23 protein-coding genes and 2 tRNA genes are annotated in these 25,502 nt (G+C 31.4%); 13 read left to right on the forward strand and 12 right to left on the reverse strand.

From position 1 onward, the window contains the following. The first annotated feature begins 85 nt into the window (after positions 1-85). The 3 genes from OXQ85_RS08315 (at position 86) to OXQ85_RS08325 (ending at position 2,982) form a co-directional block, all read left to right on the forward strand. The gene (locus tag OXQ85_RS08315; protein WP_267403506.1) at positions 86-1,882 is read left to right on the forward strand and encodes a DUF885 domain-containing protein; all 1,797 of its coding nucleotides are present in this window, start codon (positions 86-88) and stop codon (positions 1,880-1,882) included. Positions 1,883-1,949: 67 nt separating this feature from the next. After that, positions 1,950-2,528, forward strand: a complete 579-nt coding sequence (locus OXQ85_RS08320) for a hypothetical protein (protein WP_267403508.1) — start codon at positions 1,950-1,952, stop codon at positions 2,526-2,528. A 4-nt stretch (positions 2,529-2,532) separates the two neighbouring features. Beyond that, complete coding sequence (locus OXQ85_RS08325; protein ID WP_267403510.1) at positions 2,533-2,982, forward strand: DinB family protein; 450 nt, start codon at positions 2,533-2,535, stop codon at positions 2,980-2,982. Between the two features lie 94 nt (positions 2,983-3,076). Here the strand turns inward: OXQ85_RS08325 and nth are convergent, their stop codons facing one another. Beyond that, the gene (gene nth, locus OXQ85_RS08330) at positions 3,077-3,697 is read right to left on the reverse strand and encodes an endonuclease III (protein ID WP_267403512.1); all 621 of its coding nucleotides are present in this window, start codon (positions 3,695-3,697) and stop codon (positions 3,077-3,079) included. Positions 3,698-3,730: 33 nt separating this feature from the next. Here nth and bcp point away from each other — a divergent pair, with 33 nt between their 5' ends. Continuing rightward, a complete protein-coding gene (gene bcp / locus OXQ85_RS08335) occupies positions 3,731-4,180 on the forward strand; it encodes a thioredoxin-dependent thiol peroxidase (RefSeq protein WP_267403513.1) in 450 nt (149 codons plus the stop codon). A 95-nt stretch (positions 4,181-4,275) separates the two neighbouring features. Here the strand turns inward: bcp and OXQ85_RS08340 are convergent, their stop codons facing one another. From OXQ85_RS08340 to OXQ85_RS08360, 5 genes are read right to left on the reverse strand one after another with little or no spacing between them, the layout of a single operon-like run. Further along, positions 4,276-4,818 carry a GNAT family N-acetyltransferase gene (locus OXQ85_RS08340; RefSeq protein WP_267403515.1) on the reverse strand — a complete coding sequence of 181 codons (543 nt, stop codon included), beginning with the start codon at positions 4,816-4,818 and terminating at the stop codon, positions 4,276-4,278. Continuing rightward, the gene (locus OXQ85_RS08345) at positions 4,781-5,449 is read right to left on the reverse strand and encodes a hypothetical protein (RefSeq protein ID WP_267403517.1); all 669 of its coding nucleotides are present in this window, start codon (positions 5,447-5,449) and stop codon (positions 4,781-4,783) included. The genes OXQ85_RS08340 and OXQ85_RS08345 overlap by 38 nt, the downstream gene beginning before the upstream one ends. Before the next feature lie 35 nt (positions 5,450-5,484). Beyond that, the gene (locus OXQ85_RS08350; protein WP_267403519.1) at positions 5,485-6,567 is read right to left on the reverse strand and encodes a mannose-1-phosphate guanylyltransferase; all 1,083 of its coding nucleotides are present in this window, start codon (positions 6,565-6,567) and stop codon (positions 5,485-5,487) included. Positions 6,568-6,569: 2 nt separating this feature from the next. Continuing rightward, positions 6,570-7,160 (reverse strand): SprT-like domain-containing protein, encoded by a 591-nt coding sequence (locus OXQ85_RS08355; protein ID WP_267403521.1) that lies wholly within the window; start codon positions 7,158-7,160, stop codon positions 6,570-6,572. A 1-nt stretch (position 7,161) separates the two neighbouring features. Further along, entirely contained in the window at positions 7,162-8,502 is a 1,341-nt protein-coding gene (locus tag OXQ85_RS08360) for a TolC family protein (protein ID WP_267403523.1), read from the reverse strand. 97 nt (positions 8,503-8,599) lie between these two features. On the opposite strand from OXQ85_RS08360, the gene OXQ85_RS08365 reads away from it, so the two are divergent. The 7 genes from OXQ85_RS08365 (at position 8,600) to OXQ85_RS08395 (ending at position 16,504) form a co-directional block, all read left to right on the forward strand. Further along, complete coding sequence (locus OXQ85_RS08365; protein WP_267403525.1) at positions 8,600-9,844, forward strand: folylpolyglutamate synthase/dihydrofolate synthase family protein; 1,245 nt, start codon at positions 8,600-8,602, stop codon at positions 9,842-9,844. A 48-nt stretch (positions 9,845-9,892) separates the two neighbouring features. Further along, positions 9,893-9,967 (forward strand) — tRNA-Val (locus OXQ85_RS08370). 33 nt (positions 9,968-10,000) lie between these two features. After that, positions 10,001-10,075: transfer RNA gene (locus tag OXQ85_RS08375), tRNA-Val, on the forward strand. 320 nt (positions 10,076-10,395) lie between these two features. Further along, positions 10,396-11,583, forward strand: coding sequence for a site-specific integrase (locus OXQ85_RS08380; protein ID WP_267403528.1), 1,188 nt, complete (start codon positions 10,396-10,398; stop codon positions 11,581-11,583). A gap of 53 nt (positions 11,584-11,636) precedes the next feature. Next, complete coding sequence (locus tag OXQ85_RS08385; protein WP_267403530.1) at positions 11,637-13,886, forward strand: DEAD/DEAH box helicase family protein; 2,250 nt, start codon at positions 11,637-11,639, stop codon at positions 13,884-13,886. 415 nt (positions 13,887-14,301) lie between these two features. Next, positions 14,302-15,303: an AAA family ATPase gene (locus OXQ85_RS08390; protein WP_267403532.1), complete on the forward strand. Its 1,002-nt coding sequence runs from the start codon at positions 14,302-14,304 to the stop codon at positions 15,301-15,303. After that, positions 15,281-16,504 (forward strand): DUF3871 family protein, encoded by a 1,224-nt coding sequence (locus OXQ85_RS08395; protein ID WP_267403534.1) that lies wholly within the window; start codon positions 15,281-15,283, stop codon positions 16,502-16,504. Before OXQ85_RS08390 ends, OXQ85_RS08395 begins: the two co-directional genes overlap by 23 nt. Positions 16,505-16,547: 43 nt before the next feature. Here OXQ85_RS08395 and OXQ85_RS08400 read toward each other — a convergent pair whose 3' ends face one another. The 6 genes from OXQ85_RS08400 to OXQ85_RS08425 form a co-directional block, all read right to left on the reverse strand. Beyond that, entirely contained in the window at positions 16,548-17,642 is a 1,095-nt protein-coding gene (locus OXQ85_RS08400; protein WP_267403537.1) for a reverse transcriptase family protein, read from the reverse strand. A gap of 177 nt (positions 17,643-17,819) precedes the next feature. Next, entirely contained in the window at positions 17,820-19,067 is a 1,248-nt protein-coding gene (locus OXQ85_RS08405) for a hypothetical protein (protein ID WP_267403539.1), read from the reverse strand. 30 nt (positions 19,068-19,097) lie between these two features. Then, complete coding sequence (locus OXQ85_RS08410; protein WP_267403540.1) at positions 19,098-21,080, reverse strand: DUF3732 domain-containing protein; 1,983 nt, start codon at positions 21,078-21,080, stop codon at positions 19,098-19,100. Continuing rightward, complete coding sequence (locus tag OXQ85_RS08415; protein ID WP_267403541.1) at positions 21,080-21,598, reverse strand: three component ABC system middle component; 519 nt, start codon at positions 21,596-21,598, stop codon at positions 21,080-21,082. Before OXQ85_RS08415 ends, OXQ85_RS08410 begins: the two co-directional genes overlap by 1 nt. Next, positions 21,582-22,814 carry an ABC-three component system protein gene (locus OXQ85_RS08420; RefSeq protein WP_267403542.1) on the reverse strand — a complete coding sequence of 411 codons (1,233 nt, stop codon included), beginning with the start codon at positions 22,812-22,814 and terminating at the stop codon, positions 21,582-21,584. The genes OXQ85_RS08415 and OXQ85_RS08420 overlap by 17 nt, the downstream gene beginning before the upstream one ends. 99 nt (positions 22,815-22,913) lie before the next feature. Beyond that, positions 22,914-23,717: a hypothetical protein gene (locus OXQ85_RS08425; protein ID WP_267403543.1), complete on the reverse strand. Its 804-nt coding sequence runs from the start codon at positions 23,715-23,717 to the stop codon at positions 22,914-22,916. A 284-nt stretch (positions 23,718-24,001) separates the two neighbouring features. Here OXQ85_RS08425 and OXQ85_RS08430 point away from each other — a divergent pair, with 284 nt between their 5' ends. Both OXQ85_RS08430 and OXQ85_RS08435 read left to right on the forward strand, forming a co-directional pair. Continuing rightward, positions 24,002-24,352 carry a hypothetical protein gene (locus tag OXQ85_RS08430; protein ID WP_267403545.1) on the forward strand — a complete coding sequence of 117 codons (351 nt, stop codon included), beginning with the start codon at positions 24,002-24,004 and terminating at the stop codon, positions 24,350-24,352. A 257-nt stretch (positions 24,353-24,609) separates the two neighbouring features. Beyond that, on the forward strand, positions 24,610-25,056 hold the full coding sequence (locus OXQ85_RS08435) for a JAB domain-containing protein (RefSeq protein ID WP_267403547.1): 447 nt from the start codon (positions 24,610-24,612) through the stop codon (positions 25,054-25,056). Positions 25,057-25,502 lie beyond the last annotated feature (446 nt).

Here is a 25,502-nt window from a genome sequence, read left to right on the forward strand (position 1 = left end):
AAAAGTATTTTTTAAAAATACGCTATAATTATTAATTCGGCATATTCCAATAATACTTAATTTTGTTTCACAAAGATTCTGAAAAATGAAAAACATTATATCGAAAAGTATTTTAGGCGTAGGGCTTATCATTGGTCTTGCTTCCTGTAAAAAGTCGGATTCACCTTTAACGAAAGTTACGCCCTCCAATCTAGATTCTATTGCTTCCAATTATTATGAGCAATATCTTAAATTATATCCCCTGGAAGCCACTTCTCAAGGTGATTTGAGGTATAATGACCAATTGCCCATCAATATCGATAAAGATTTTATTTCCGGAGAAGTAGCCTTTTACAATTCGGTTCAGAAACAGCTGGATAATGTAGATTATAAAAGTCTTTCGGATGAAGATAAAGTTGTCTATGATGTTCTGGATTTTACGTTGAAAGATAAAATTGAAGCTTACGCTTATCATCCTGAATATATTCCTTTCACGCAGTTTGGAGGTCTTCCTCTGAATTTTCCTTTGTATGGAAGCGGTGAAGGCAGTCAACCTTTTAAAACAGAAAAAGATTACAGTGACTGGCTTCAGAGAATGGAAAAGTTTCCGGATTGGATGAATGCGGCTCAGGATAATTTTAAAGAAGGAATTAACAATAAAATGGTTTTACCTAAAAAACTGGTTATCAAAATGATTCCTCAGATGAGAGCGGAAGAAATTGTTTCTACCGATCCTGACAAAAATATTTTCTACGGGCCAATTAAAAAGTTTCCGAAGAATTTTACTCAAGCTCAAAAAGATAAATTCTCAGCGCTTTACAAAGACGCCATCACTAAAAAAATCATTCCGGCTTACACTAAAATGGGTGATTTCTTAGAAAAAGAATACTTACCGAAAGGTCGTGATACCGATGGATACAACAGCCTTCCCAACGGAAAGGAAATCTATCAGTTTTATGCAAAAAGCTGGACGACCACCAATATTTCTACAGAGGAAATCAATAAAATTGGACTTCAGCAAGTGGCAATGCTTCGCGCTGAAATGGAAAAAGTAAAACAACAGGTTGGCTTTACAGGAACGTTGGAAGAATTCATCAATTTTGTAAAAACGGATGAAAAAGCAATGCCTTATAAGACTTCAAAAGAAGTTTTAGCCGCATTTAATGGAGTTTTAACGAAGATTACTCCAAAACTGAAAACCATGTTTAGTGTAACTCCGAAAACGAAATTTGAGATCAGACAAACGGAAAAATTCAGAGAAGCAAGCGCGAGTGCCGAGTATATCCAGGGAACTCCGGATGGCAAAAGACCCGGGATTTTCTATGTTCCGCTTCCTGATCCTTCGAAATTTAATGTCACTTCAGGAATGGAGTCTCTTTTCCTTCACGAGGCAATTCCAGGGCATCATTATCAGGTTTCTTTGCAACAGGAAAATACAAAACTTCCTAAGTTTATGAGATTCGGTTGGTTTGGAGCGTATGGCGAAGGTTGGGCGCATTATTGTGAAACTTTAGGTCCTGAATTCGGATTGTACACAGATCCTTATCAGAAAATGGGGTATTTGAGCGATCAGATGTTGAGAGCCGTAAGATTGGTTGTAGACACCGGAATTCATTCAGGAAAAATGTCTAGAGAAGAGGCTATTAAATATTTTTTAAGCAATATTTCTTACGATGAAGCGGGCGCAACTGCCGAAGTAGAAAGATATATGGCAATGCCCGGACAGGCTTTAGGCTACAAAATCGGTTCGTTGAGAATTCGTGAGTTGAGAGAGAAATACCAAAAACAGTTGGGTACAAAATTCAATTTGGCGAGTTTTCATGATGAAGTGTTGAGCCAGGGATGTCTTCCTTTAGATGTTTTGAACAGAAAAATGGAGCTTTGGGCTAAAAAGCAGAAGTAATTTTAAATAAAATAAAGGTCACAAATTAATTTTTGTGACTTTTTTTAGTTTTACGTTAAACAAGAATATGCAAAAAGTTGTTCATTTCATCTTAATAAATATCTTAATTTTTGGAATTATTGGTTGTAAATCTGATAAGAAAGAGACGCAACATTTTGAAAATTTTAACATCGATAAAACCTTGATTAACAACGATACGATCCGATTACTTTTAAAATATCCCGAACTACAATTATTCAACAATGAAAAGCTAGAAAGCAAAACACGAACAGCTTATATTGTTCAGAAAGCAAGTTATACAGACTCTTCGAAAAGAACATTTACTTTTGATGATTATAAATGTAAAGCTATTTCTAAAGAAGATACTCTCGAAATTTGGTTAAATAATAACAACGGTTATTTTGGAAATGGTGTTCTGATCAAAGCTTTTAACGGGAAATTCTTCATCAAAGATATTGATCCTAAAACATTAAAAGGAGAATTTAAATTAATTAAAAATTCAAAAATTATTGCTCAAAAACTAGTCCTTAATAAAGTTGATTTTAAGAAAAATGACAGCATTTACGGATTTATAGATTATTATGCTGATCTTGACAGCTTGGTTTCAAAAAAATTCAGAGGATATTTTAAAACAAAAATTAGATAAAAAAATGATCACAGAAAGCTTACAATCTCTTTTCACGAGAGATTTAAATAAATTAAAAGAAGAAATTGAAGCCTATACCAACGAAGAAGCTATCTGGAAAATAGATAAAAACATCTTGAATTCCGCGGGGAATTTATGCCTTCATTTGGTGGGAAATATCAATCATTTTATTGGTGCTTATCTTGGTGATACGGGCTATATCCGAAACCGTGAAATTGAATTCTCATTAAAAGACGTTCCGCGTGAAGAATTGATCTCACAAGTAGAAAAAACAATTGAAGTCGTAAATTCTTCCTTGGAAAAATTATCTTCTGAAGATCTTGAAAAAGAATATCCGCTGGAAGCTTTAGGTTACAAAATGACGACAGGATACTTTTTGATTCATCTTTTTGGGCATTTGGGTTATCATTTAGGACAAATCAATTACCACAGAAGACTGTTGGATTTGGAATAGTATCTTAAATTATGATGAACTAACCAATCCGTCAAAAATTCTGTCTAATTACCGCCACCCCTCCATTGGAGGGGAATTTTATGCGTGCACATTTTTATTTCTCAAACAGCATTTTTGTAATAAAATCTTTCTCACCGTTCCCTCTTGCCGGAGAATATTCTCTTCCGTAAAAGATAATCTGAAGATGAAGTTTATTCCAAAGCTCTTCCTTCCATAATTTTTTGGCATCTTTTTCTGTTTCTACCACGTTTTTTCCGGAGGTAAGCTTCCATTGTGTCATCAATCTATGAATATGTGTATCAACAGGAAAAGCAGGAAATCCGAAGCCCTGGCTCATCACCACAGAGGCCGTTTTGTGCCCTACTCCTGCCAATTCCTCAAGCTCTTCATAGGTTTGAGGTACAATTCCGTTATATTTTTCCAAAAGTTGCTCTGCCATTTTTTTCAGATTCTTCGCTTTTGTATTTGAAAGCCCGATTTCTTTGATCAGTTCTTTGATCTGAAATTCTTCCAGTTTTGCCATTCTTTGAGGTGTTCCGGCAACGGCAAAAAGATCGGGCGTCACCTGATTTACCTTTTTATCCGTTGTTTGAGCAGACAACGCAACGGCTACCATCAGCGTATAAGCATCGGTATGATCTAACGGAATAGGAACTTCCGGATATAGTTTTTCTAATTCAAGCTGAACCAATTCTGCTCTTTGCTTTTTTGTCATGTAACCACTAAATTTGAACAAAATTAAATTATTATGTTGAAAGTTGGAGATAAATTACCTGAATTTGAAGGAATCAATCAGGATGGAAACACCATAGAATCATCAAAATTATTAGGTAAGAAGCTGGTTGTTTTCTTTTATCCTCAGGCAAGTACACCGACTTGTACGGTGGAAGCCTGTAATTTAAGTGATAATTATTCAAAATTAGAAAAAGAAGGTTTTCAGTTGTTGGGAATAAGCGGTGATTCTGTAAAAAAGCAGAAAAATTTCCACAGTAAGCATGCTTTTCCTTATGACTTAATTGCGGATGAAAATCGTGATATTATTGAGAAATTCGGAGTATGGCAAGAGAAAAAAACGTTCGGAAAAACGTATATGGGTATCGTAAGAACCACTTTTATTTTTGATGAAAAAGGAGTTTGTACAAGAGTTATTGAGAAAGTGACCTCGAAAACTGCCGCCGAACAAATTTTGGAAGGATAGTTTTTCTTAAACACTAGTTTCACAAATATTTTCACGAAAAACACGAATCATTATTGTGGTATTTGTGAAAATATTCGTGTGATTTGTGGTTTATTTTAGTCTAATGTTTCGTAATACATTAATTCTTCAGAATCTTCCGGAATCATAACCATTTTTTGAAACTTCAATCCTAATTTTTCGATTAATTTTTGAGAAGAATAGTTATTTTTTGAAGTAATCGCGGAAATTTTCTTTAATCCAAAATCATCCATTCCGATAGATTTAACCTTTAAAGCAGCTTCATAGGCATAACCTTTTCCTTCAAACTCATCCAATAAAGAAAACCCTATATCTACAATCTCCAGACCTTCTCTTTCGAAGATTCCTACTCCACCAATTTTGTGATTTCCTTCTTTCGTTAAGATCAAATAATTTCCAAAGCCCAGCTTTTCAAACTGAGGCATAAAACGATTTTTGATGTAATTTTCCGCATCAGCAACCGTTTTTATATTTCGATCACCAATATGCTGGATGAATTTCGGTCTATTATACAAATCAAAAATAAATTCTCCATCATCCAAAGACATCGGACGAAGGATTAATCGTTCGGTTTCGTAGAAATTATCGGCGGGTAGATCGGGTTGATTTTTTAGGCTCATTTTTTGGTTCTTCCTTTTTTTCGATTTTTAAAAGTCTCGGATTATTCGGACATTTTTTGTTGTAAAGCTCGATATAAGTCCCGTTATCTTTTATATCTTTTATGGTTCCAGACGCTTTATTTACCGTTAAAGTAAAATGTTTTTTCTGGTAAGGGCATTCTTTGGAAGTCAATTTGCCGATTTCCAGATAATAATTCATTTTATCTTCCGAATAGCTGGCGGCGATATCTTTAAATTCATCATCGATAAGATAGCCGTCAATTGTTGCGATAATAGCTGCTTCTTCTGCATTATCTGTTTTTCCGACGAACTTTCTTAACCCATCAAAATCAGTCACATAATTGATATTCCCACCCGAGGAATATACGATGTAATAAAAGCTGTCTTCGCTAGGAAATAAGTTGAATCCCGCGGCCTGCGGAGTATAATCTTTCTTTTTCCCGGAAATTTTCACTTCATTATTTTTCCCGTATTCATTATGAACCAATACCCAAAAATCTACGCGCTCGTTGGGAATAATTCCGTTAAGAACGCTTGAAATATTAGCAAACTTTTTCTTTTCCTGAGCATAAGATAAAACGCTTACGATCAAGAATATAAACAGTGTAAATTTGGATATTATTTTTCTCATAGTGAAAAGACTTGGCAGAAATTATGCCAATTATTTTACATGAATTTATCTCCTTTTTTGAAGTTTTTCAGATCAAGAACATAATCTTTAATTATTTGATCGTGATCTCTTGGACAAATCAAAAGTGCTTTATCCGTATCGACAATGATATAATCATTTAATCCATCGATGATTACCGCTTTATTATTGTTTTTTAAACGGATAATATTTCCTTTTGAATTATAGGTTAAAAGATGCTTTAAATTGGCTGCGTTTTCATTCTCATCTTTTTCACCATTTTCATACACCGATGTCCATGTTCCCAAATCGCTCCAGCCCAAATCAGCGGGAATTACGTATACATTTTTAGCCTTTTCTAAAATTCCGTTATCGATAGAAATTTTCTGAACTTTAGGATAAATAAGTTCGATGCAGCTTTGCTCATTTCCCGCATTGTATTCACAAGCCGTAAAATGCTGTGTCATTTCAGGAAGATAGGTTTCAAAAGCATGATGAATACTTTTAACATTCCAGATAAAAATCCCTGCATTCCACAGAAAATCACCACTTTCTAGAAAGCTTTTGGCAATTTCAAGAATTGGTTTTTCGGTAAAAGTTTTTACTTTATAATAATCAGAATCGTGTTTATCAACAAACTGAATGTATCCGTATCCTGTATCAGGACGCGTAGGAGTAATGCCCAACGTCACCAGATATTCATGTTCTGACGCTATTTTAAAGGCAATCTCAATTTTTTCTAAAAAAGTTTCCTCTTTTAAAATCAAATGATCTGCAGGCAATACAACCATTGTTGCATTAGGATCAATTTCGGCAATTTTATTCGCCATATACAAATTGCAGGCAGCCGTATTTTTCATCAAAGGCTCTCCTACGATATTTTCCTGCGGAATTTCCGGTAACTGCTGATGAGAAAGCTCTACGTATTCCTTATTCGTAATCACGAATATATTTTCTTTAGGAATTAGCTTGCTGATTCTGTCATAAGTCTGCTGAATCATCGTACGCCCAACGCCTAAAATATCCTGAAATTGTTTTGGAAATTTCTGAGTACTCATTGGCCAGAATCTACTCCCGATTCCTCCCGCCATTATCACACAGTATTTATCTGATTTTGACATTCTTAAGTGCATTTTTCTACCCTAGCCAAAGGCTTGAAAGAATACTTCCTTCCGGTAGCCAGGTTCTGACAAAGATAGTTTTTTTTAATCAGACCTTCTAATAAATACTTTTCGTTGCGATAGATAAAATAATCTCCTTTCTTTAATGTCTCAATAAAAACTAAGTTATCGTCCTGTTTTTCAATATGAAAATACTTAACCAAGTCTGGGCTCGACATAAAATTGGCTTTTGGAGATTTAGAAAACTTTATGATGATTGGTCTTAATTTTTCCTCATAAACATCAATACTTTGCAGTAACATTTGCCTGAAAGTATCTTTCCATTCATTACCGTGAGGAGAAATTCTTCTTCCATAATTTTCGAATGCGATAAGATGAGCCAATTCGTGGGTTAAAACAAAGAAAAAAAGCTGAGGCGCTAAGGTAGAATTTACAGTAATTTCATGGGAATTATCTGGGAGCTTTCGGTAATCTCCCAGTTTTGAATTCCTATTTCGTGTAACTTTTATATGAATATAATAGTCTGCAAACCAGATTTTTAAATATTGCAGTGTATTTTGTGGTAAATATTTTTCTAAAGACTGAATAGACATTTTACAAACTTAATGGAATTCCCGCATAGAAATTCAACAATTTAAGACTGAAAAGATAATTAAATTTAGCCTGAGCCACAGAACCTTGAGCATTCGCGTAGTTATTTCTCGCAACATTTACATCATAAATTGTAGAACGACCTGCTGCATAGCTTTTATCCGCAAATTCTAATGCCAGTTTTGTACTTTTTTCCGCTTCTACCGATGAAACATAAATTTCATAATTTGCATCAACATCAAATTGTGCCTTCTGAACATTCTGTCTCACCGTTTGTTTTTGTTGCTCTAAAGTAATTTTCGCAGCACTTTCATTAATTCTCGATTGCTCCACCTGAAGTTTTGTAATTCCTTTATTAAAAATCGGAATACTTAAAGAAACTGCAGCCTGCTGACCAAAGTTATCTTTATACTGCGAGAAAAATCCTTTTTCAGGAATATACAATAATGCCGAACCTATATTATTCGTATTCAAAAGGTTATTATAAAAACTTCCGACCCCCGCACTTGCTGTAAGTGATGGATAAAAAGCGGTTTTATCAACTTCAATTTGAGCTTCTGCAGATCTGATTCTACTTTCTGCTGCTTTTATCTGTGGCTGTGTTTCATAAGCCGTGGTCAGAACCTCATCAACAGATTTCAATTCAGGAGTTAATTGATCCGGAACGGTAACATCTTCCACATCAAACTCTTTATATTCTTTTAATTGTAACAACTGAGCCAATTCAAACAAGCTTCTTCCCACATTGATCTCTGCAGATTTTAAATTTTGCTTTTCTCTTGCCAAAGCTGCTTCTGCTTCCGCCAAAACCGTTTGAGCAGTTGTACCTACCTGTGTGGTAATTTTTGCTCTGTCGTATTGTTTTTTGGCATTTTCTACCGCTGCTTCAGAGATTTTTACAATTTCTTTATTCAATAATGTTGTTAGATACTGCTGAGCAATCTGAAGAGAAATATCATTTTTTATGGTCTGAATATCCCATTGGCTTGCCTCAACATCAAATTCAACTTTTCTGATGTTTTTTTCAAGCCTTCTGTTATTATAAATCAGAATATCGGCTCCGATATTGGAACTGTTGCTGAATCTGTCGTTTCTCAAGCTTCCTGTTCCGAAGGAGGTCTGCCCGAAACTCACGGTATTTCCTACACTTGCAGAAACAGAGGGAAGATAGTTTTTCTTTGCGATTTTTAGGTTATTATCCTGGATTTGTTTTGAATATTCATTCTGAATGACCTGTAGATTATGCTCTGCCGCATAGTCTACGCATTCTCTTAGAGACCACTTTTTCTGAGCACTTAGCCCCAGACAAGTTAATCCAAAAACAATAATCCAAACTTTTTTCATATTAAGCTTTTTCCGAATTAGACGAACCAAATATAAAAAAGTTACAGTTTCAAAAAATTAATATTTTATTTTCAAAAACTTTTGACAAATTTGCATCATGACAAACGAACAGTATAACGAAGCCGTAGAGTGGCTATTCGTGCAGGCTCCCAACTATCAGATCGACGGACAAAAGGCATATAAACCGGGGTTAGAAAATATCACCAAGCTGTGTGATTTTTTTGGTAATCCGCAGGAAAAAATCAAATGTATCCATATCGGAGGGACGAATGGAAAGGGCTCTTCGAGCAATATGTTAGCATCCGTTCTTCAGGAAGCGGGCTATAAAGTCGGTCTATACAACTCGCCACACCTAATTGATTTTACTGAGCGTATTAAAGTTAACGGGAAAATGTGTGAGAAAGAATTTGTCTTTAATTTCATTCAAAAGCTTAAAAATTTACCTGAAGATATTCGCCCGTCATTTTTTGAATTTACTACGATTATGGCATTCGAATATTTTGCTCAGCAAAAGGTAGACTTTGCCATCATTGAAGTGGGATTAGGCGGAAGATTAGACGCGACCAATATCATCACCCCTCTGGTTTCAGCGATTACCAACGTTCAGCTGGATCATCAGAACATTTTGGGAGATACGATTGAAGAAATTGCAGGCGAAAAAGCAGGTATCATAAAACCTTATATTCCTATTATTTCAGGAGATGATAATGAAGTGGTGAAAAATATCATCCAACAAAAATCAGAGAAAGAAAATGCTCCTCTTATTGATGCTACTTTATTAAAAACAGATTTAAAATCTGACTTAAAAGGAAATTATCAGTTAAAAAATATTCGAGTTGTCTTAGCTTTAATTGAAGAATTAAAAAAATTAAATCTAAACATCTCTGAAGAAAATATTGAAAACGGTTTATCAAATGTTCATAAAAACACGGGATTTATCGGTCGTTGGTTTGAATTTTCACAAAATCCGCTTACCATTTGTGATACAGGGCACAATCAAGCAGGTTTGGAATATGTTTTTGACCAGCTAAAGGCAATTGATAAGCACAAACATATCATTTTGGGCTTCGTGAATGACAAAAAAATTGATGATGTCATGAAATTATTACCCGGAAATTCTGAGTTTTATTTTGCGAAACCAGCCATTAACAGAGGAAGACACCCAAAAGATTACGAGAATTTGCTAATTGACGCAAAAATTGCTTATAAAATTTTTGATTCTGTACAGGAAGCGTATCTTTCTGCAAAACAATCTTCTACAAATGAAGAAATGATTTTTATAGGCGGAAGTAACTTTGTTGTGGGAGAATTTTTAGAAAAAAATTTGGAGGTAATAAAATAAGTTGTATATTTGCACCACTCTAAACGAGGAAACAACAACAAGTCTAGAGGGTTCTTAGCTCAGTTGGTTCAGAGCATCTGGTTTACACCCAGAGGGTCGGGGGTTCGAATCCCTCAGGACCCACAGAAAAGGAAACGAAACCTTTCAAAAAAATTCGGGTTCTTAGCTCAGTTGGTTCAGAGCATCTGGTTTACACCCAGAGGGTCGGGGGTTCGAATCCCTCAGGACCCACAGAAATCTCTCTTTTTTAAGGGAGATTTTTTTGTTTTCTACTATTTTTCCTCTATTCATGGGAGTTTACAGCAATTCTTATTTAAATTCTCAATTTTTTAAATCTCATTATTTTTCAATTTTAAGGCAAACTTTTAGGTGTCCTATTTTTCTTTAAGGTGTCCTATTCAGATTTTACCATAAAAATCTATCTCCAAAATCATATTTCACTTCTTCAAATTTAACAATATGTTTTACTTTTTAGCAAAGATTCAGGTGTCCCTTCAGGTGTCCCCAAAAAGTTCTGGTGTCCCATCTCAAACCCCTATTAATACAACAAAATGAAAATACTATTCTATATAAGAAAATCTAAAATGAATGTAAATAACCTCTGTCCTTTGACCTGTAGAATTACCAATGAATTAGAAAGAAAAGAGTTTTCAACTGGTATATTTATAAACCCAAATTCTTGGAATGCCTCAAAGCAAAAGGCATTTCCTCATAACAAAATAAATAATCAAATCAACACTCAACTAAGCCTGATTAAACAAGATATTAATCAGGCTTTTTTATTCCTTCAAGTTCAGGAAAAGGACTTTGATGTAGATGACATCTACAGACAATACAAAGGAGAAAATATTAAGCAGGACAAATCCATTAATGAAATGTTTCACCTTCATATCACTAAACAGGAAAAACTGATTGGTATTTCTACCACTAAAGTGTCTGTAGCTAAGTTTTACCAGACACAAACTCATGTAAAGTCTTTCATAAAGCATCAGTACAAAAAATCTGATTATCTTCTGAAAGACATGACTATGGCATTTATTACTGAGTTTGAATTTTATCTTAAGACTGAGAAGCTGTTTAAGCAGAATACAGTCCACAAGACAATACAGAGGTTCAAACAGATAGTAAAGTTAGCTGTAGGACTGGATTACTTAGCTAAAGATCCTTTCCTACTCTATAAAAACAGGAAGCCTAAAAAACAAGTGATATTCTTATCTAAAGAAGAGTTAGAAGCATTAGAAAAGTATCAGTTTGCTTCTGAAAGATTACAGCAAGTAGCTGATATGTTCATATTCTGTTGTTATACAGGATTAGCTTATACAGAGATGTCAAATCTTAAAGTAATTGATATTCAGACAGGTTATGATGGCAATAAGTGGATTCATATTCACAGGCAGAAAACAAAGAGAGATTATGACATTCCTTTGTTATCTAAAGCTGAAAGTATTTTAGACAAATATAGAACAGAAACACAGCTTCTTCCTCTTATTACTAATCAGAAGTTCAATTCTTATCTAAAGGAGATAGCTGAGATTGTAGGTATCAATAAGACTCTTACACATCATATAGCCAGAAAAACCTTTGCTTCAACTATTCTCCTTTACAATGATGTACCTATGGAGATAGTATCTGAGCTACTAGGTCATTCAGAAATTGGAATTACTCAACAACATTATGCTAAGGTGGTTAAAAAAAAGATTGGTGAGCAGATGAGCAAGCTAAATTCTAAGCTAAAGTGACTTCATTATTAACTGCTTTGTATTATTTTTACAGAGCAGTTATATTTTATATTATGTCAGAAGATAGATTAATAAATAATTACTTTAATGATTTTCCAATAGATTTTTTCACTTTCAAGGAAGAAGATTTTAACAATAGTCTAAGTTCAGATGTATTTACTTTTGAAAAACAACCTTTAGAAATCCAAGATGGCTTTATTGGAAACTCTTTATATAATAAAATCAATTTTTCTGAAAAAGAAACAACTGTTGTCAATTGTGCTGTAGGACAAGGAAAAACTTCTGCGATCTTACATTCCATAAAAGAGTATTTAAATACACAAGATAGTATCAATACTTATTTCATTATTGCTGTACCATTAGTGAGTTTAGTGACCCAATACAAAAGGGATTTATTGGAACTAGGTTTTGAGGAAAATCAGATTTATAGTTACGAAAGTATTTCAGATAATATCCCTGAAAGTGGTGAAGATTATATTGATGTCAACTGTAAAATTCACCTTGTTACAGTTAATACCTTATTAGGTAATGCTGGAGAACATGCAATACTTCAATCTACCAGAAAGTATAACTACATTAAAGCCTTTTCCCATGAGCTAAGTTCTACAGGAAAACAATTAATTATTATTTATGATGAAATTCATGAAGCTATCAGAAACTTTACACCAACAGGTATTGCATATCTTTCTCATTTTTCAGGTGTTATAGGCAAGAATATTTTACTTAGTGCAACTTATAATATCCAATCAATCCCTGTGATTAAGCTATTAGCTAATCAGACTGATTACAAAATAAGAGTGTTGGAGTCTGAAAGAAAGGTTGTAAGAGAGCAAAGTCAATTGTTTTTACATTATCATAACCAATATGGAGTTAAGAATCATAAGGCTATTACAGAGATTATTCGTAGCCTTGTAACTAGAAATAAAAACATTGATGTTCTTTGTTATTCTAAAAAACTTTGCAAAGCCTTACTCAATACAGATAAGGAGCCAGGGAGAATGCTTTCTCAAAAATTTGGAACACTAAGAGACTGCACCTCCTCAATTGAAGGGAATCAAGGTGATAATGATGAAAATCTAAATAGAAACAGGTTTGATAATAGCTTCTGTAATATTGGAACAAACTTTAAATCTGGGGTAAATATTAATAAAACAAACCACGCCTTTGTTGTTGTCTTACCTCCTGCTAGTGCCAGAGGAACTTATGCCAATTATAGTAGTATCTATTCTGAGGGGATTAATGCTGTGATTCAAGCTATTGCCAGACAACGAACTACTGGAGAAATACATATAATCTTACCCAGACCTATTATGATGGATTATGAAAGCTTACCTAAGGACATGAATACTGTACAGAAAGAAAAGTTCATACAAACTTATAATAAAATCTGTATTCCTATTTCTACTGTTCCTTCTACGAATAATGTAAGAATTTTACCAACAAAATATATCTCATTCTCTGAGCATATTGAAGTGGGAAAAAGATGGTGGGAAAACCAGCAAGAAAGATTTAGAATACCTTTATTATTAAAACCAGATTTAAAACTGCCAGACTTTGATAGCTTCATTCTAACATATGGGGAAAAATGTACTTCGAGAGAAAGTTTTTTAGGAAGAGACCTATCTTCTTTTGTCACTTATGCAGCTTTCACAAATCAGTTTTTTAACACTAAACTTCATTCATATTATGCTCCTTCTGATGTTAACTATGACAATATAGAGGAAATTCTCACAGAGACATATTCAGATATTGAAGAAGATGAAAATATCAGTAGTAAATTCTACTTATTAGAATCTTCACTTGACTTATCCAGAGCTGATGATAGTTTAAAAAGGAGTTTAAGACAACAAACCCTAAACTTTGCATTAGATAATGAAACTAATATCTCAACAATAACCTCAGAAGATATAAAGCCTGCAATAAGGTTTATTATTTCATACTTCAATAACTTCCTGAATGAATCTCCAAATGAGCTAGAAACTCAGATTATTCATTTTAGAAGCCTTGTAGATCATAATATTATCATTAGAACCAACACTTCATATTATAAACCCTATGACATGTCTCAAATATTTTCTGGTCAAGCATCTAGTATCAAAAATATAATTGAACAGCTAAAAGGAATTTATCCTTTGGGAGAAGATTTTGCTAACTTTTTTGACAGTTATAATACACTATCTGATGAAGCTCTTGAGGATAGATTTTATGAATTTATTATCAAAACAAAGTGTAAAGCTGAGAGTCATCAACTAATGATTAATGGAATTAGAAAAAATTATCATAAGGTAATAAGAATCTTCTAATTACTTATTTTTCGTCACAAGTATATATGTATCAAACAAAAAACAAGTAAAATCCCTTTTCTTACCAAAACACAACCCCTGTAACCTAGTGGTATAGGGATTATATTATTTCTGTTAAATTATCTTTTCTATTTGAATACATTACACTCCTGCTGTACTAGCCTTAAAATGGATAGTTTCAGATAATGAAACAAGGGGTTCTTTTTAAATCTCCCCAACCTTAAAAATCTATGATTTAACAACGCACGAATTCAGAGGAGGAATCACTTCAGGGATTAGCTCTGCGAGCTTAAGTGATGCACAAAGCTAATCATTTCCAGTCACATACACAACTTTTTAAGCAATTTGAAGCTAATTGCCAAATTGTAATTTACTCATAAAAAATTTCATTTTTCAACTTTTTAAATTAATCATTATGCAATTAAAACAATCACAAAGACAACAAGTCAAGTTAAGACTTGGCTTGTCTGGAGCTAGTGGATTTGGAAAGACCAAATCAGCATTATTATTAGCCTATGGAATGACACAAGATTGGAGTAAAATAGCTGTAATAGACACAGAAAATTCTTCTGCTTCCTTGTATTCAGACTTGGGAAACTATAATGTATTGGATCTACAAGCTCCCTATTCACCTGAAAGGTACATTCAGGCTATTGAGCTGTGCGAAGGTTCAGGCATTTCAGTTATAATCATTGATTCAGCTAGCCATGAGTGGAATGGTACAGGTGGATGCCTTGATATTCATGAGAAGCTAGGAGGAAGGTTTCAAGATTGGGCTAATGTAACTCCAAGACATCAAGCTTTTATTAATAAGATTCTACAGTCTAATTGTCATATCATTACAACAACAAGAAGGAAAATAGCTTATTCTCTTGATATTGGAAGTAATGGTAAGACCCAGGTAGTAAAGCACGGGACTAAGGAAATCACAAGAGATGGCTTTGAATATGAGTTAACTATCAACTTTGAGCTCATTAATGAGAATCATTTGGCTAAAGCTTCAAAAGATAGAACAGGATTATTTATGAATAAACCTGAGTTTATTATTACATCTGATACAGGAAAAATGATTTTAGAATGGTGTAATTCAGGCTCACAAACCAATCCTTCTCAAATCTTTACACCTAGTTCTACAGGAAGAAACTCTATGCCTAAAATAGACCCAAAGGATGCTTTTGAATGTCATGATAATGAAAATGGATTTATTCCAAGTCAGGATTTATCAAACACTTCTGAGCAAGAGGTATTTGAATCCATTGGGAAATGTAACTCCATTCAAGAACTATATGCTCTTTACAAAGCATTTCCTCAGTTTCAAGCTAGTTTAAAGGTAGACTTTGAAGCTAAAAAATCATTAATTACTAATCTAACCAACCCTCAAAACTTTTCACAAAATGGACACTCAAAGTTTCAGTAAAACTCCTAACATTATAGAAGTAAGTGTAAGACCACAAGAAACCCCTGTAAATCTAAAGATAAGAAGTGTAAGCAATATTACTTCTGTAGAAAAGAAATCAATTAGAGATATTTTCCTAGATGATAATGAGAGTTTTGAAGATGCAGAAATATTTTATCAAAGTAAGATGAATGAAGAACATAAGCCTGAACCTAAAAATGAAGTTCAGGCTTTTTTAATGCCTGATTCTAAAGTACAGAATTTTGATGACACCTCTGCTGATCTAGGAAAAGGTGGAGTTATTGAGCACAAACCTTTTATTGTAGCAAATACATCTAAAGCAACATTACATCATCTACAAAATGATTGTATTATTCCTGTATTTAGTAAGGACAATGAGAAAACTATTGCACATCAGGAGTTTATTGAAGTTGTATTAAATGCTGTTCAGAAAGTCTTCCCACATCACAGTATTACAGAACCTGAAATAAGAGTTTCCCACCAAATTAAAGGCAGAATTCCAAGTGCAATCCATAAGCCTGTAAAAGAGCTTTTGGAGCATGAAAAAACCATTTATTATGAAAGGATGGCATTCATTATAAAAGTTCCAGCCATTACAGATATTGTGAATGGTAATGAACTTTCTCTTACTATTGGAGGAGTACGAAGTTACAATTTGGAAAACCTTTACAATAAGAAGTCTTTGGAGAAGTTTAAGTTCTTTATTGGATTTCAGAATCAGGTTTGTATGAATCTCTGTGTAAGTAGTGATGGTTTTGTTGAAGATATGAAGGTTGGAAGCTCGCAAGACTTATATACTAAGGCATTAGAAACCATGCGGAATTATAATACGGAGCTTCATCTCATGGAAATGAAAGAGCTTACTCAAGATTTCCTTTCAGAACATCAGTTTGCCCAGCTTATTGGAAAGTCAAGGCTTTATCAACATCTCCCAAAGTCAGAAAAACAGAATACTCCTCTACTTAACTTTACTGATAGTCACATCAATACTATGGCAAAGGATTATTATGAGGATAAGAACTTCTGTAGAATGGAAGATGGCAGGATTAATCTCTGGGATGTTTATAATCTTTTCACACAAGCTAATAAGTCTTCATACATAGATAATTTTCTAAATAGAAATTTGAATGCTTTTGAATTTTCAAAGGGTATTCAAAAGGCACTTAATTGTAGTTCTGATTATCATTGGTTTTTGAGTTGAATTGAATTGAGTTGTCCACCTCACTTAATTGTGGGGTGGTTTTTTAGATAAGCCAAATAATTTTTTTATAATCTTCAAATAATTTTTTTGCATATTCTGGTTCAATTGAGTTTATATAATAGATTTTTCCAAGAAGCCATTCTTTATAAAACCTTACATCTCCTTTTTGTATATAATGTATATGACTTTCCACACCAAAATTTAAACATCCATAAATATGCTTTTTTACTTCCTTTTTAAATTTTCTATGCACATGTACATCATTTGATACAGTTAATCCAGTGACAAGTTGCAATCTACCTTTTTTACTAATTTTAGCCTTTTTCCAATTTATTCTAAATCCTTCATCAATTATTATTTTAGATAATAATTTAAATGTTGGAGTCTCATCATAATTTCCTGAAAAAGTTATATCATCTGCATATCTAGAATAATTAACTCCTAATTTATTAGCTAAACGTGATAATCTGAAATCTAACCTATTTGCCACTAAATTTGATAAAATAGGGCTTGTTGGAGCTCCTTGAGGAAGTACACAATCATTTGCTTTGACAATTTCTCTATAAAGTTTAAACTCTTGATCTTTAAAAGTGTTTAAATATTCTTCAGGTAATTTTACTGTTGTTAATTTGGCAAAATCTAGTGCTAAGTTTTTTGCATATCCTAAAGACTTAAAGATCCCATATATCCTTCTCTCCGTTATTGAATCAAAAAATTTGAATAAATCTACATTTAATATTTCTTCCTGATTCTTGTGTGCTCTGGCATTATCTAAAATTGATTTTCCTTTTACAAAGCCAGTCGCATGTTCATTTATTATAATTTTATCAAGAATTTCAGTTTTAATAAAATTTTGAATATACCTGATATTACTATATGGAACTACTATTTGCCTGTAACCCCTACCATTTTTTTTCTTTATTTGATAAAATTTGTAAAGACTATTTCTAATAGTTATTATTTGTATTAGTTCAGAATATTCCATATTTAATAATATGGAAAAATGCTTTAAGGAGAATATGACAGGGAGGTTTTTGGATAAAAGATTATTGGCGTATTTGATGGATGAGTTTATAAACTCATCTGAATGGTTTCTTAGCCTAGCAACTCTTATAAATTCTTCTTGGTTAAAGGTCATAAGTTATTTACTCTATTCTGAATATATATCACAGATTAATTAATTTTTATGCTTTGTAGTGATGAAAAATAGGCTGGTTAGCTGAGGGTAATTTTTCATCAGTATAATGTAAAGAAACTTTACTTATTGCTTTGCTCAAAGAGCAAATCTTCTCTAAAAAGAGAAACAACTAAATATTTATGACCTTCCCAAGAATTGTTCTGGAATATATACTTTTCCTTCTTCCAAATTTAATAAATCTTTTTTCTTTCTTTTGGTTTCTTTTAGTTTATTTAGAATATTTTTATAATTATTTCTGCCTAAAATAGTTATGGAGTTCTTTTTGTCAAAATATCCTAGTTTTTGCCCTTCATTATAAATACCATCCAGTTCATTCAATGTTATATTTAATACTTGACAAATAATAGGTTCGCTAATATTTTTTATTTTTAGTCTTGTTAAAGCAAGAACCCTATAATTTATATCACTAAAATGAATTGATTTAAATTGGTTTATATCACTCACAATTTTTAATTCTTTAGCAATATTCATCCAATGTATAGTACTCATCCTAAATTCCTTGTATTTAGAAATTAAACTTTCACTACTTCTCGCAAATAATGGAGTCCAAGAATTTTTATTTGACCAAATAATAGGTATAGTATTATTAGGAGAGGTATGATTAAAAACAATTAAAGCTTGCGAATCACCGTATCCTAATGGATAATTAGTTGTTATTCTCTTTTCTTCATCAAAAATTGAGAATAAGTGTTGACCATAATTAAAACAAAAATTTTTTATACTAATCATTCTTTTCCTATATCCAAATACAGAGCCCAAATTAGAAAAGGCTTTTCTATAAGGTGTACCAATAATTTCATAGTTTGATACATTTTGTTCTATCTTTTTCTTAGCATCTTCCATATATGCAATACATAGAAATATTGTTGTTATATTTAATTTTTTGCTTAATAGTTGTTGCTTTATTTCATGATTAAAAAATTTAGTTACAGATTCACCTGTTCCAATAAAATCATCAATCAGCAAAAGAACATCATCATTTTTTATTTTTGTATGGATTTTTCTTAAATGTTGTAATATTTTGAATTTAAGATCATTATTTTTATAAGTTGGACTTTTTTTGAAGTAATAAATTAAATGACTTCCACTTTTACCAAACTCTCCTAAGAAAGATACATAGATAGTTTTATCAGGATATAAGTTTAATATTTTTGCTAGAAACGTATCTAATTCATTTAATATTGAAGGTGTGTTAAAGTATTTTATTTTTTCTGAAATTGTTAAGGCATTATCCCAATCTTCTTCTTCAAAATTACCAAGCCAATTTATTACATCAAGTTGAGTAATAGAATTCTCTAGCTTTAAGCAAATTTTATTAATTCTAGCTATCTGTTGATTTGAAAATTTGTAAAAAGATCTAGGCATAATTATATTATTTTTGAAACTTATTCTTAACTAATACCATTCTTCAGGAATTAATGCATCTAAATCCTTATCCCATTTTTCTACTAAGTGAAAGGAATCTGTATTTATATTTTCCCACATAGATGTAGGAACGTGCTCTAAAATAATTATTTGTATTTTATTATTAGTTCTCTTCACGAATTCATATGTAGTTTCAAATATTTTTTTTGTGTCAGCAATATCTTTTGATCCTTCAGTAAATTCTTTAGGGTAATATACTTGACTGGGTTGATCAAGAACTAAAAAAGTAGGAACATAGTTAACTTTACCTACCTCTTTAAGTTGATTAAGATATTCATGTAAACCAAATAATGTTGCTAAATGATATCCCATATAATTAGCACCACTTCCAATCCTTGAAAGAAAGTATTTATTCTTAGTTTTTATATCTTCAATCTTAATATTTAAACTTTCTGTAGGATCAAAATGTACTATTCTGTTATGCTTGTCTTCAATAGGTAAGAGTTTTGAGTATTCTGAAATAATATTACTTAATTTTTCAAGAGATGCTTTTTTATTAAATTTTTTATACAGCCCATCTAACTTTAATTTTTCTGTTGCAATATGTTCTTCTAATTTTTTAATTTCTAAAAAAAGTTCGCTTGAAGGTGATATTTTATTTAGATTATCAATAACATGTTCTATCTTTCCCGAAAATTCATATATTTTTTGAAGGGAATCATTCTCTTCTTTTTCCTTAGATAATAATAGATGTAAGTTCTCATCAATATCTGAAATAGCAATTTCATTTTGGTAAATTTCTAGTTTTAAAAAAGCTTTTTCCTTCTCAAAACTAAGTTCATTTGATTTTGCTTTTTTAAGAACTTCTAAATTCTTTAGCTTTTCTTCATTTAAATAAATTAATTCATTGACAGCCTTTTTTGAATTCTCACCACAGAATGGGCAAGTATCATTTCCTTTCCTTTGTAAAAACCATTCTATTGGTTGTAATCTTTGTTCCTTCTCTCTTGCTACATCATCTACATAAGAGACTCTTGAGTTATCTAGTTGGACTATTTTGTTATATTTAAATTTTAAATCTTCCAGTACTCTTACTATTGAATTTCTATCATTGTTAAGCTCAATTACTTTTTCAGAAAATCTATTTATACTACCATTTTTATATAATTCCCCGGAATTTACTCTCTTAACAATGCTGACTAACTCATTTTTAATCTCATCTACAGTGGAGTTTTGAATATTAATATCAGAAATTGTTAAGCCTAAAGAGATAGCCTGTGTGTAGTATTTGTAAACATTTGCTTGCCAATTTTCATACTGAGCTTTGATCTGTTCGAAAGTTATTACTTTTCTATTTTTTACTCTTTCCAACTCATTTATTTCTCTTTCTAAATCAATTATTTCATATGACTTATATCCTAATATTAATGGGAAAATTGTTTTCAACTTTTGCAAATGTTCCCAAGAATCAGTTTTATAGAACATTGTTGTTGGATTTGCAATAATATTTTGGGTCTGAAACTGAAATGCTGCTGTATCTCTAAAACTTGCAGCATGGTCAAAAGAACTTTGATTGTCTCCATTTTCAATATTTTTAAACCCCGCAATATCATTCATAAAAGATTTAAAGTAAGAAGTATTAATTGAGTAATCTTCTTTATTTCTTAACCATTTATTACTTCTAAGCTCAATTTTTTTATCACTATTCGATTCTTCTTTGTAGAAGTACATTTTAGATTTATGGTCATCAAAATTTTCTCTTCCAAAGAAAAAAAACTCATTATTGATTTTTACGTAGATTGCAAAAACTTCTGTAGTGTCTCTAATAAGTCCAATAGGTATGTTGCATTCACCACTACCCAAGCAATAATCAATTATATTTATTATTGCTGATTTTCCTTTTTGACTGGTGCCTGTTATAATATTAATTTTTCCCTCTTTAAAAGTTAAAAATCTAGGTTTTAGATCTTTATTTTTAGGGTATAGAATGATATTAAGTATTTGAAAATTCATTAAAATCTTATATTTAATTCTAATTGTATGTTTTTATCATCAGTTTTTGCAAACATATTACCCAGCCTCCTTGCTGTATCTTGTATATTTTTGATTGTATTTTCTCTACCAGAAAATGAGGGTATAGAAATTTTATTTCTTAGGTCTTCAGGTTTAATAGTGATTTCATTATTATCATTGATTGATAATAATTCTCTATTGAATGCAAGGTTTAAGGCATCAAATGTTTGAGGAGACATTTTATTTGCTCTTTCTTGTAACCCTAAAAGAATAGATTTATTTTTTATTAGAACAGTATATAATTCTGTTGATGACTTAAATGTTCTCATAGTATCTTGATGGTATACTATTGGTAAAACATAGAATAAATATTCAAGTTTGGGGAAATTATTCTTATTCTTTTTATTTACAGCCAAAACACAATAACCTTGTACAAAACTATAGCATGCCAAAGCTCCTATTCCAACATTTTGGATAATATCGTAAAGGTTAAATTCTTGTTTAAGATTTTTTATCATCTTCTAATAATTTTTCCCAATTTGGATGCCATCCAATTTCAGGGATATTTGACAACTTTAAAAAACTACCATTTTTTACATACATATTTTCAATATTGAAACCTATATCAAACTTAAATTTCATCTTTAAATCATTAATTATGTAAGTATATATTTGGAATCCTAACTGACCTAGTTCATCATCACTATACTCATGTATCTCTTTGCTTATAGTTGAATAGAAATGATTTTCCCATTCAATTTTACAATTTTGTAAAAAATCAATAAAATCCTCTCTGGTTAGGTTTCCTGTACTTATAATGTGAGTATGCTCAATTTCATATTTAATAAAGTCTTCTATAGAATTTGTAATAAAATGTTCTTTTGATTTACTATTTATATTCAACAAATTAATTTGCTGTACAAAAATCTCATCTTTTTTGGATTCAATATCTATAGGTAATATATTGATATCTTTTTTTGCTCTAAAAATTGCATTGACAATGGAAGATGATCCTAAACAAAGTTTTAATCTTTCACTAAATTGAAGTTTTGTAAATTCTGCGTGTTGACTACTTTTCCAATTATAAAAACATGTAGTTGTCAACCAGCCAAACAATTCTTCATATATTTTATTTTGCTGTTGGTTAGTATAAGAATCAATATGTAATTTAGTAATTATTGACTTTTTTACATCAGTACTCTCCTTGATTTCAATATTCTTACAAATACTTTCCAATTCTTTTTCATTTGCTAGAGCAAAATCTATCAGGGTCAAAATTTGTGATATAGTATTACCCCTCTTACCATCCTTTGTTTTGTAACCATTTAATTTTTTTTGCTGAGAGTTTCTTAAATCCTGAATTTTCTTTTTTACATCTTCAAAATTATTCTTTACAATAAACTTTAATAATGAAGTATCAGAAATTTCTTTATTAGTTGAGCAATATAATTTTGTATTAGAAGTTATTAGTCCTGTTTGAAGTTTTTGAATCCATAGTTGAATTGTCCTCCATAAGGCATATTCTGTATCTTTGAAAGTTGACCCACTTTCTAATATTGAATGTTTATCCTGTTCTAAAAGTAGTATAGAACCTTCTTCAGAATGAGCAGCAATATCATCTATTTTTTCTATTGAAATAGAGTGTGTTTTTTCCTCTAAATTACAAAGAAGAAAAAGTGCTCTTTCAAATTGAAATAAATAGCCTGATATAGAACCTATTGCGGAATCTGTCATTTTGAAATTTCATGGTAATATCAAATATAATTATTTTTTATTAAATCTAATAATATTGATTTTACATTATTTAATTTCCATATGGTTATAAGAGTATTTTTATAATTCTTTTAAATCATACATTAAGAAATGTGATTTCAAAGATTTGCATTCGTCACTGATTTTTTTCAATTCTATTTCTAAAATACTTTTTTGAGTATCTATAGTTAAACTGGTGAAGTATGGAATCTTTTTTTCTAATTGCTTTTTGATTGTAGATAGGAGTTTTTCTCTATCTGCTGTAGGTCTTTCTACATCACAAACCATATCAATAAAGTGTTTACTCGTGATATGCTCCAATTCATTAATTTCATTTCTGACAACTTTATTAAACTCTTCAACAGCTATTTTCGCATCTAGATTATAAAAAAAACTTTCATAAAATTTTTCAAAGCCTAAAAGAATTTCATCCTGATTAAGATCATCAGTATTTGCAACAATAAATCCAAAAGGTGCTCTATCATTAAAATCTGTATTACTCATTATTGTTGCACCTTTACATACAGCCAAATATAGCCCTAGTGCATTTTTATAATGAACATTCAATTTTCTTATAATAGGTATTATTTCTTGCCATTCAACATCTTCATTATTCTTTAAGTTTATACCACCACTATAGCCATGGATTTCAAAATGAAGAAAATAAAAATAATTATTTTCAATAGCTTCATCAACTATTTTATTTAAAATGTTAAAAAAATCCTCTCTATTTTCTATATCGTAGTATTCTAGATGTAAAACATTGTCTTCAAACTGTTTATATCGCAAAGTTGTTGTGTATAAACTATATCCAGTTTTTCTTTCATTAGTTGGTAATGATTCAAAGATAATTACTCCAAACCTTTTAACATCTTCACTTTTCATATGTAAATTAGTTTTAATTAAATAATATTACAATTTTTTATTCAAAAGGATCAAAAGCATTGTTGTAAAAAAAATATATAAAATAAAATTTTTTACAATTTATTCTCACGCAATCCTCCCCACACCAAACACCCCCACCTATGTTGGAATGGGGAAACTCCCCCTTACCTTTTTCTGAAAAAACAAGTTTTTCAGGCAGATTGAGCTTTAGTTGAAAGTAAAGTTTAGTTTGTTGGAATCTTGTTTCTCAGAGAGATCATTTTATAACTCAAAAACTTAGAACAATGGTAAGAATTATCAGTTACAAAACAAGACAGAAAGAAGATGGAACAAACTTTTATCTACTAGAGGTGCAGGGAGGTATTGAAATGGTATTAAGCAAAACTACAGGTCAATACTATGCTACAGCTAAGAGAGCAACTGTATCAACTACATTTGATGAAGAAACCTGCAAAGGCTTAATAGGCTCTCAAATGGCAGGTAAAATCTCCAAAATTACTACTGAACCATATCAGTACACAATCAAAGAATCTGGTGAGGAAGTTACTCTGAATCACAAATACATCTATCTTCCTGAAGGTGTAGAAAGTTCTGAGGAGAAACTAGCAAAGCAACTTGAAGAAGCCTTTGCATAAAAAATCAATACGTCCATTTTTCCTGAATCCATATATAGGTTTTAAGAATTTTGGACGTATTTAAATTTCTCTTAAATAACAAGAGAATGTTCATTCTGTGTGGTAATACTATATACTTCTGTACAAAATAGACATTTTTAATTCCTTATCTAATGTATCTATTAGAAAAAGTATGAGTTTTTGCAGGAGTATATATAGTAAATACAGAAACTCATACTTTTTAAGATTATTAATTCACTAACAACCTCAATCTTTATATGAAAACAAATGCAAAAGTTGCAGAATTACTTGTTTCTTACTCTGCACATATAGTGTCTGAACAAAAAATAAGTAATAGCGGAGAAACTTACAGTCTTATAACTAATCACTGGAATCTAGATACAATAGAAATGTTGGAAGAAGTAAAGATATTGCTACTCAATAAATCTAATAAGGCTTTGGGAGTTTATGATTTATCAAAAGGAGGAATGTCATCAAGCATCATAGATGTTAAAATAGTTGTTTCCATAGCATTAAAAACCCTAGCTAGTGGGATTATTATTGCGCACAATCATCCCAGTGGAAACCTCAGCCCTAGTAAAGCAGATATTGATATTACTGAAAAATTGAAATCAGCCTGTAATTTAATGGATATAACTGTCTTGGATCACTTAATAATTTCAAAAGATGATTATTACAGCTTTGCAGATGATGGACTTTTATAAATGGGTTGTTTATGCTTCCAATATCACAGAGCATTGTAACTGGTTATAAGTGCCAAAGTGCCATTTTATCCTGAGTTTAGTTTTTGAAATCAGTCCTAAAACATAAACAAAAAAATATCAATAGATTATATTTTAGTTTAGTGGTACAGAGCTGTATTGAAATGAGTTCTCAGATATTTTGGCACTTTGTCACTGATGAATCTCCTGTATTAATGAGATTATTTTAATTCTAAAATTATTCACACTCGCACATGGGAGCTAAATACCATTCCAAATAATCCAGATTCAAGGCAAATGGCTAAATCTTACTACATATATATCATAGCTAAATCATAATATTCTCTTGGCTACTAGATGAATCTGGGGAGCTAATAATGAATGAAATAAGATTACTCATAGGCTTCTAGATGAAAATGGGGGTTATACAAAAGAAATAAGCAGTAAAA

It is taken from the genome of Chryseobacterium sp. GM_Chr_2 (assembly GCF_026540445.1).
Lineage (GTDB): Bacteria > Bacteroidota > Bacteroidia > Flavobacteriales > Weeksellaceae > Chryseobacterium.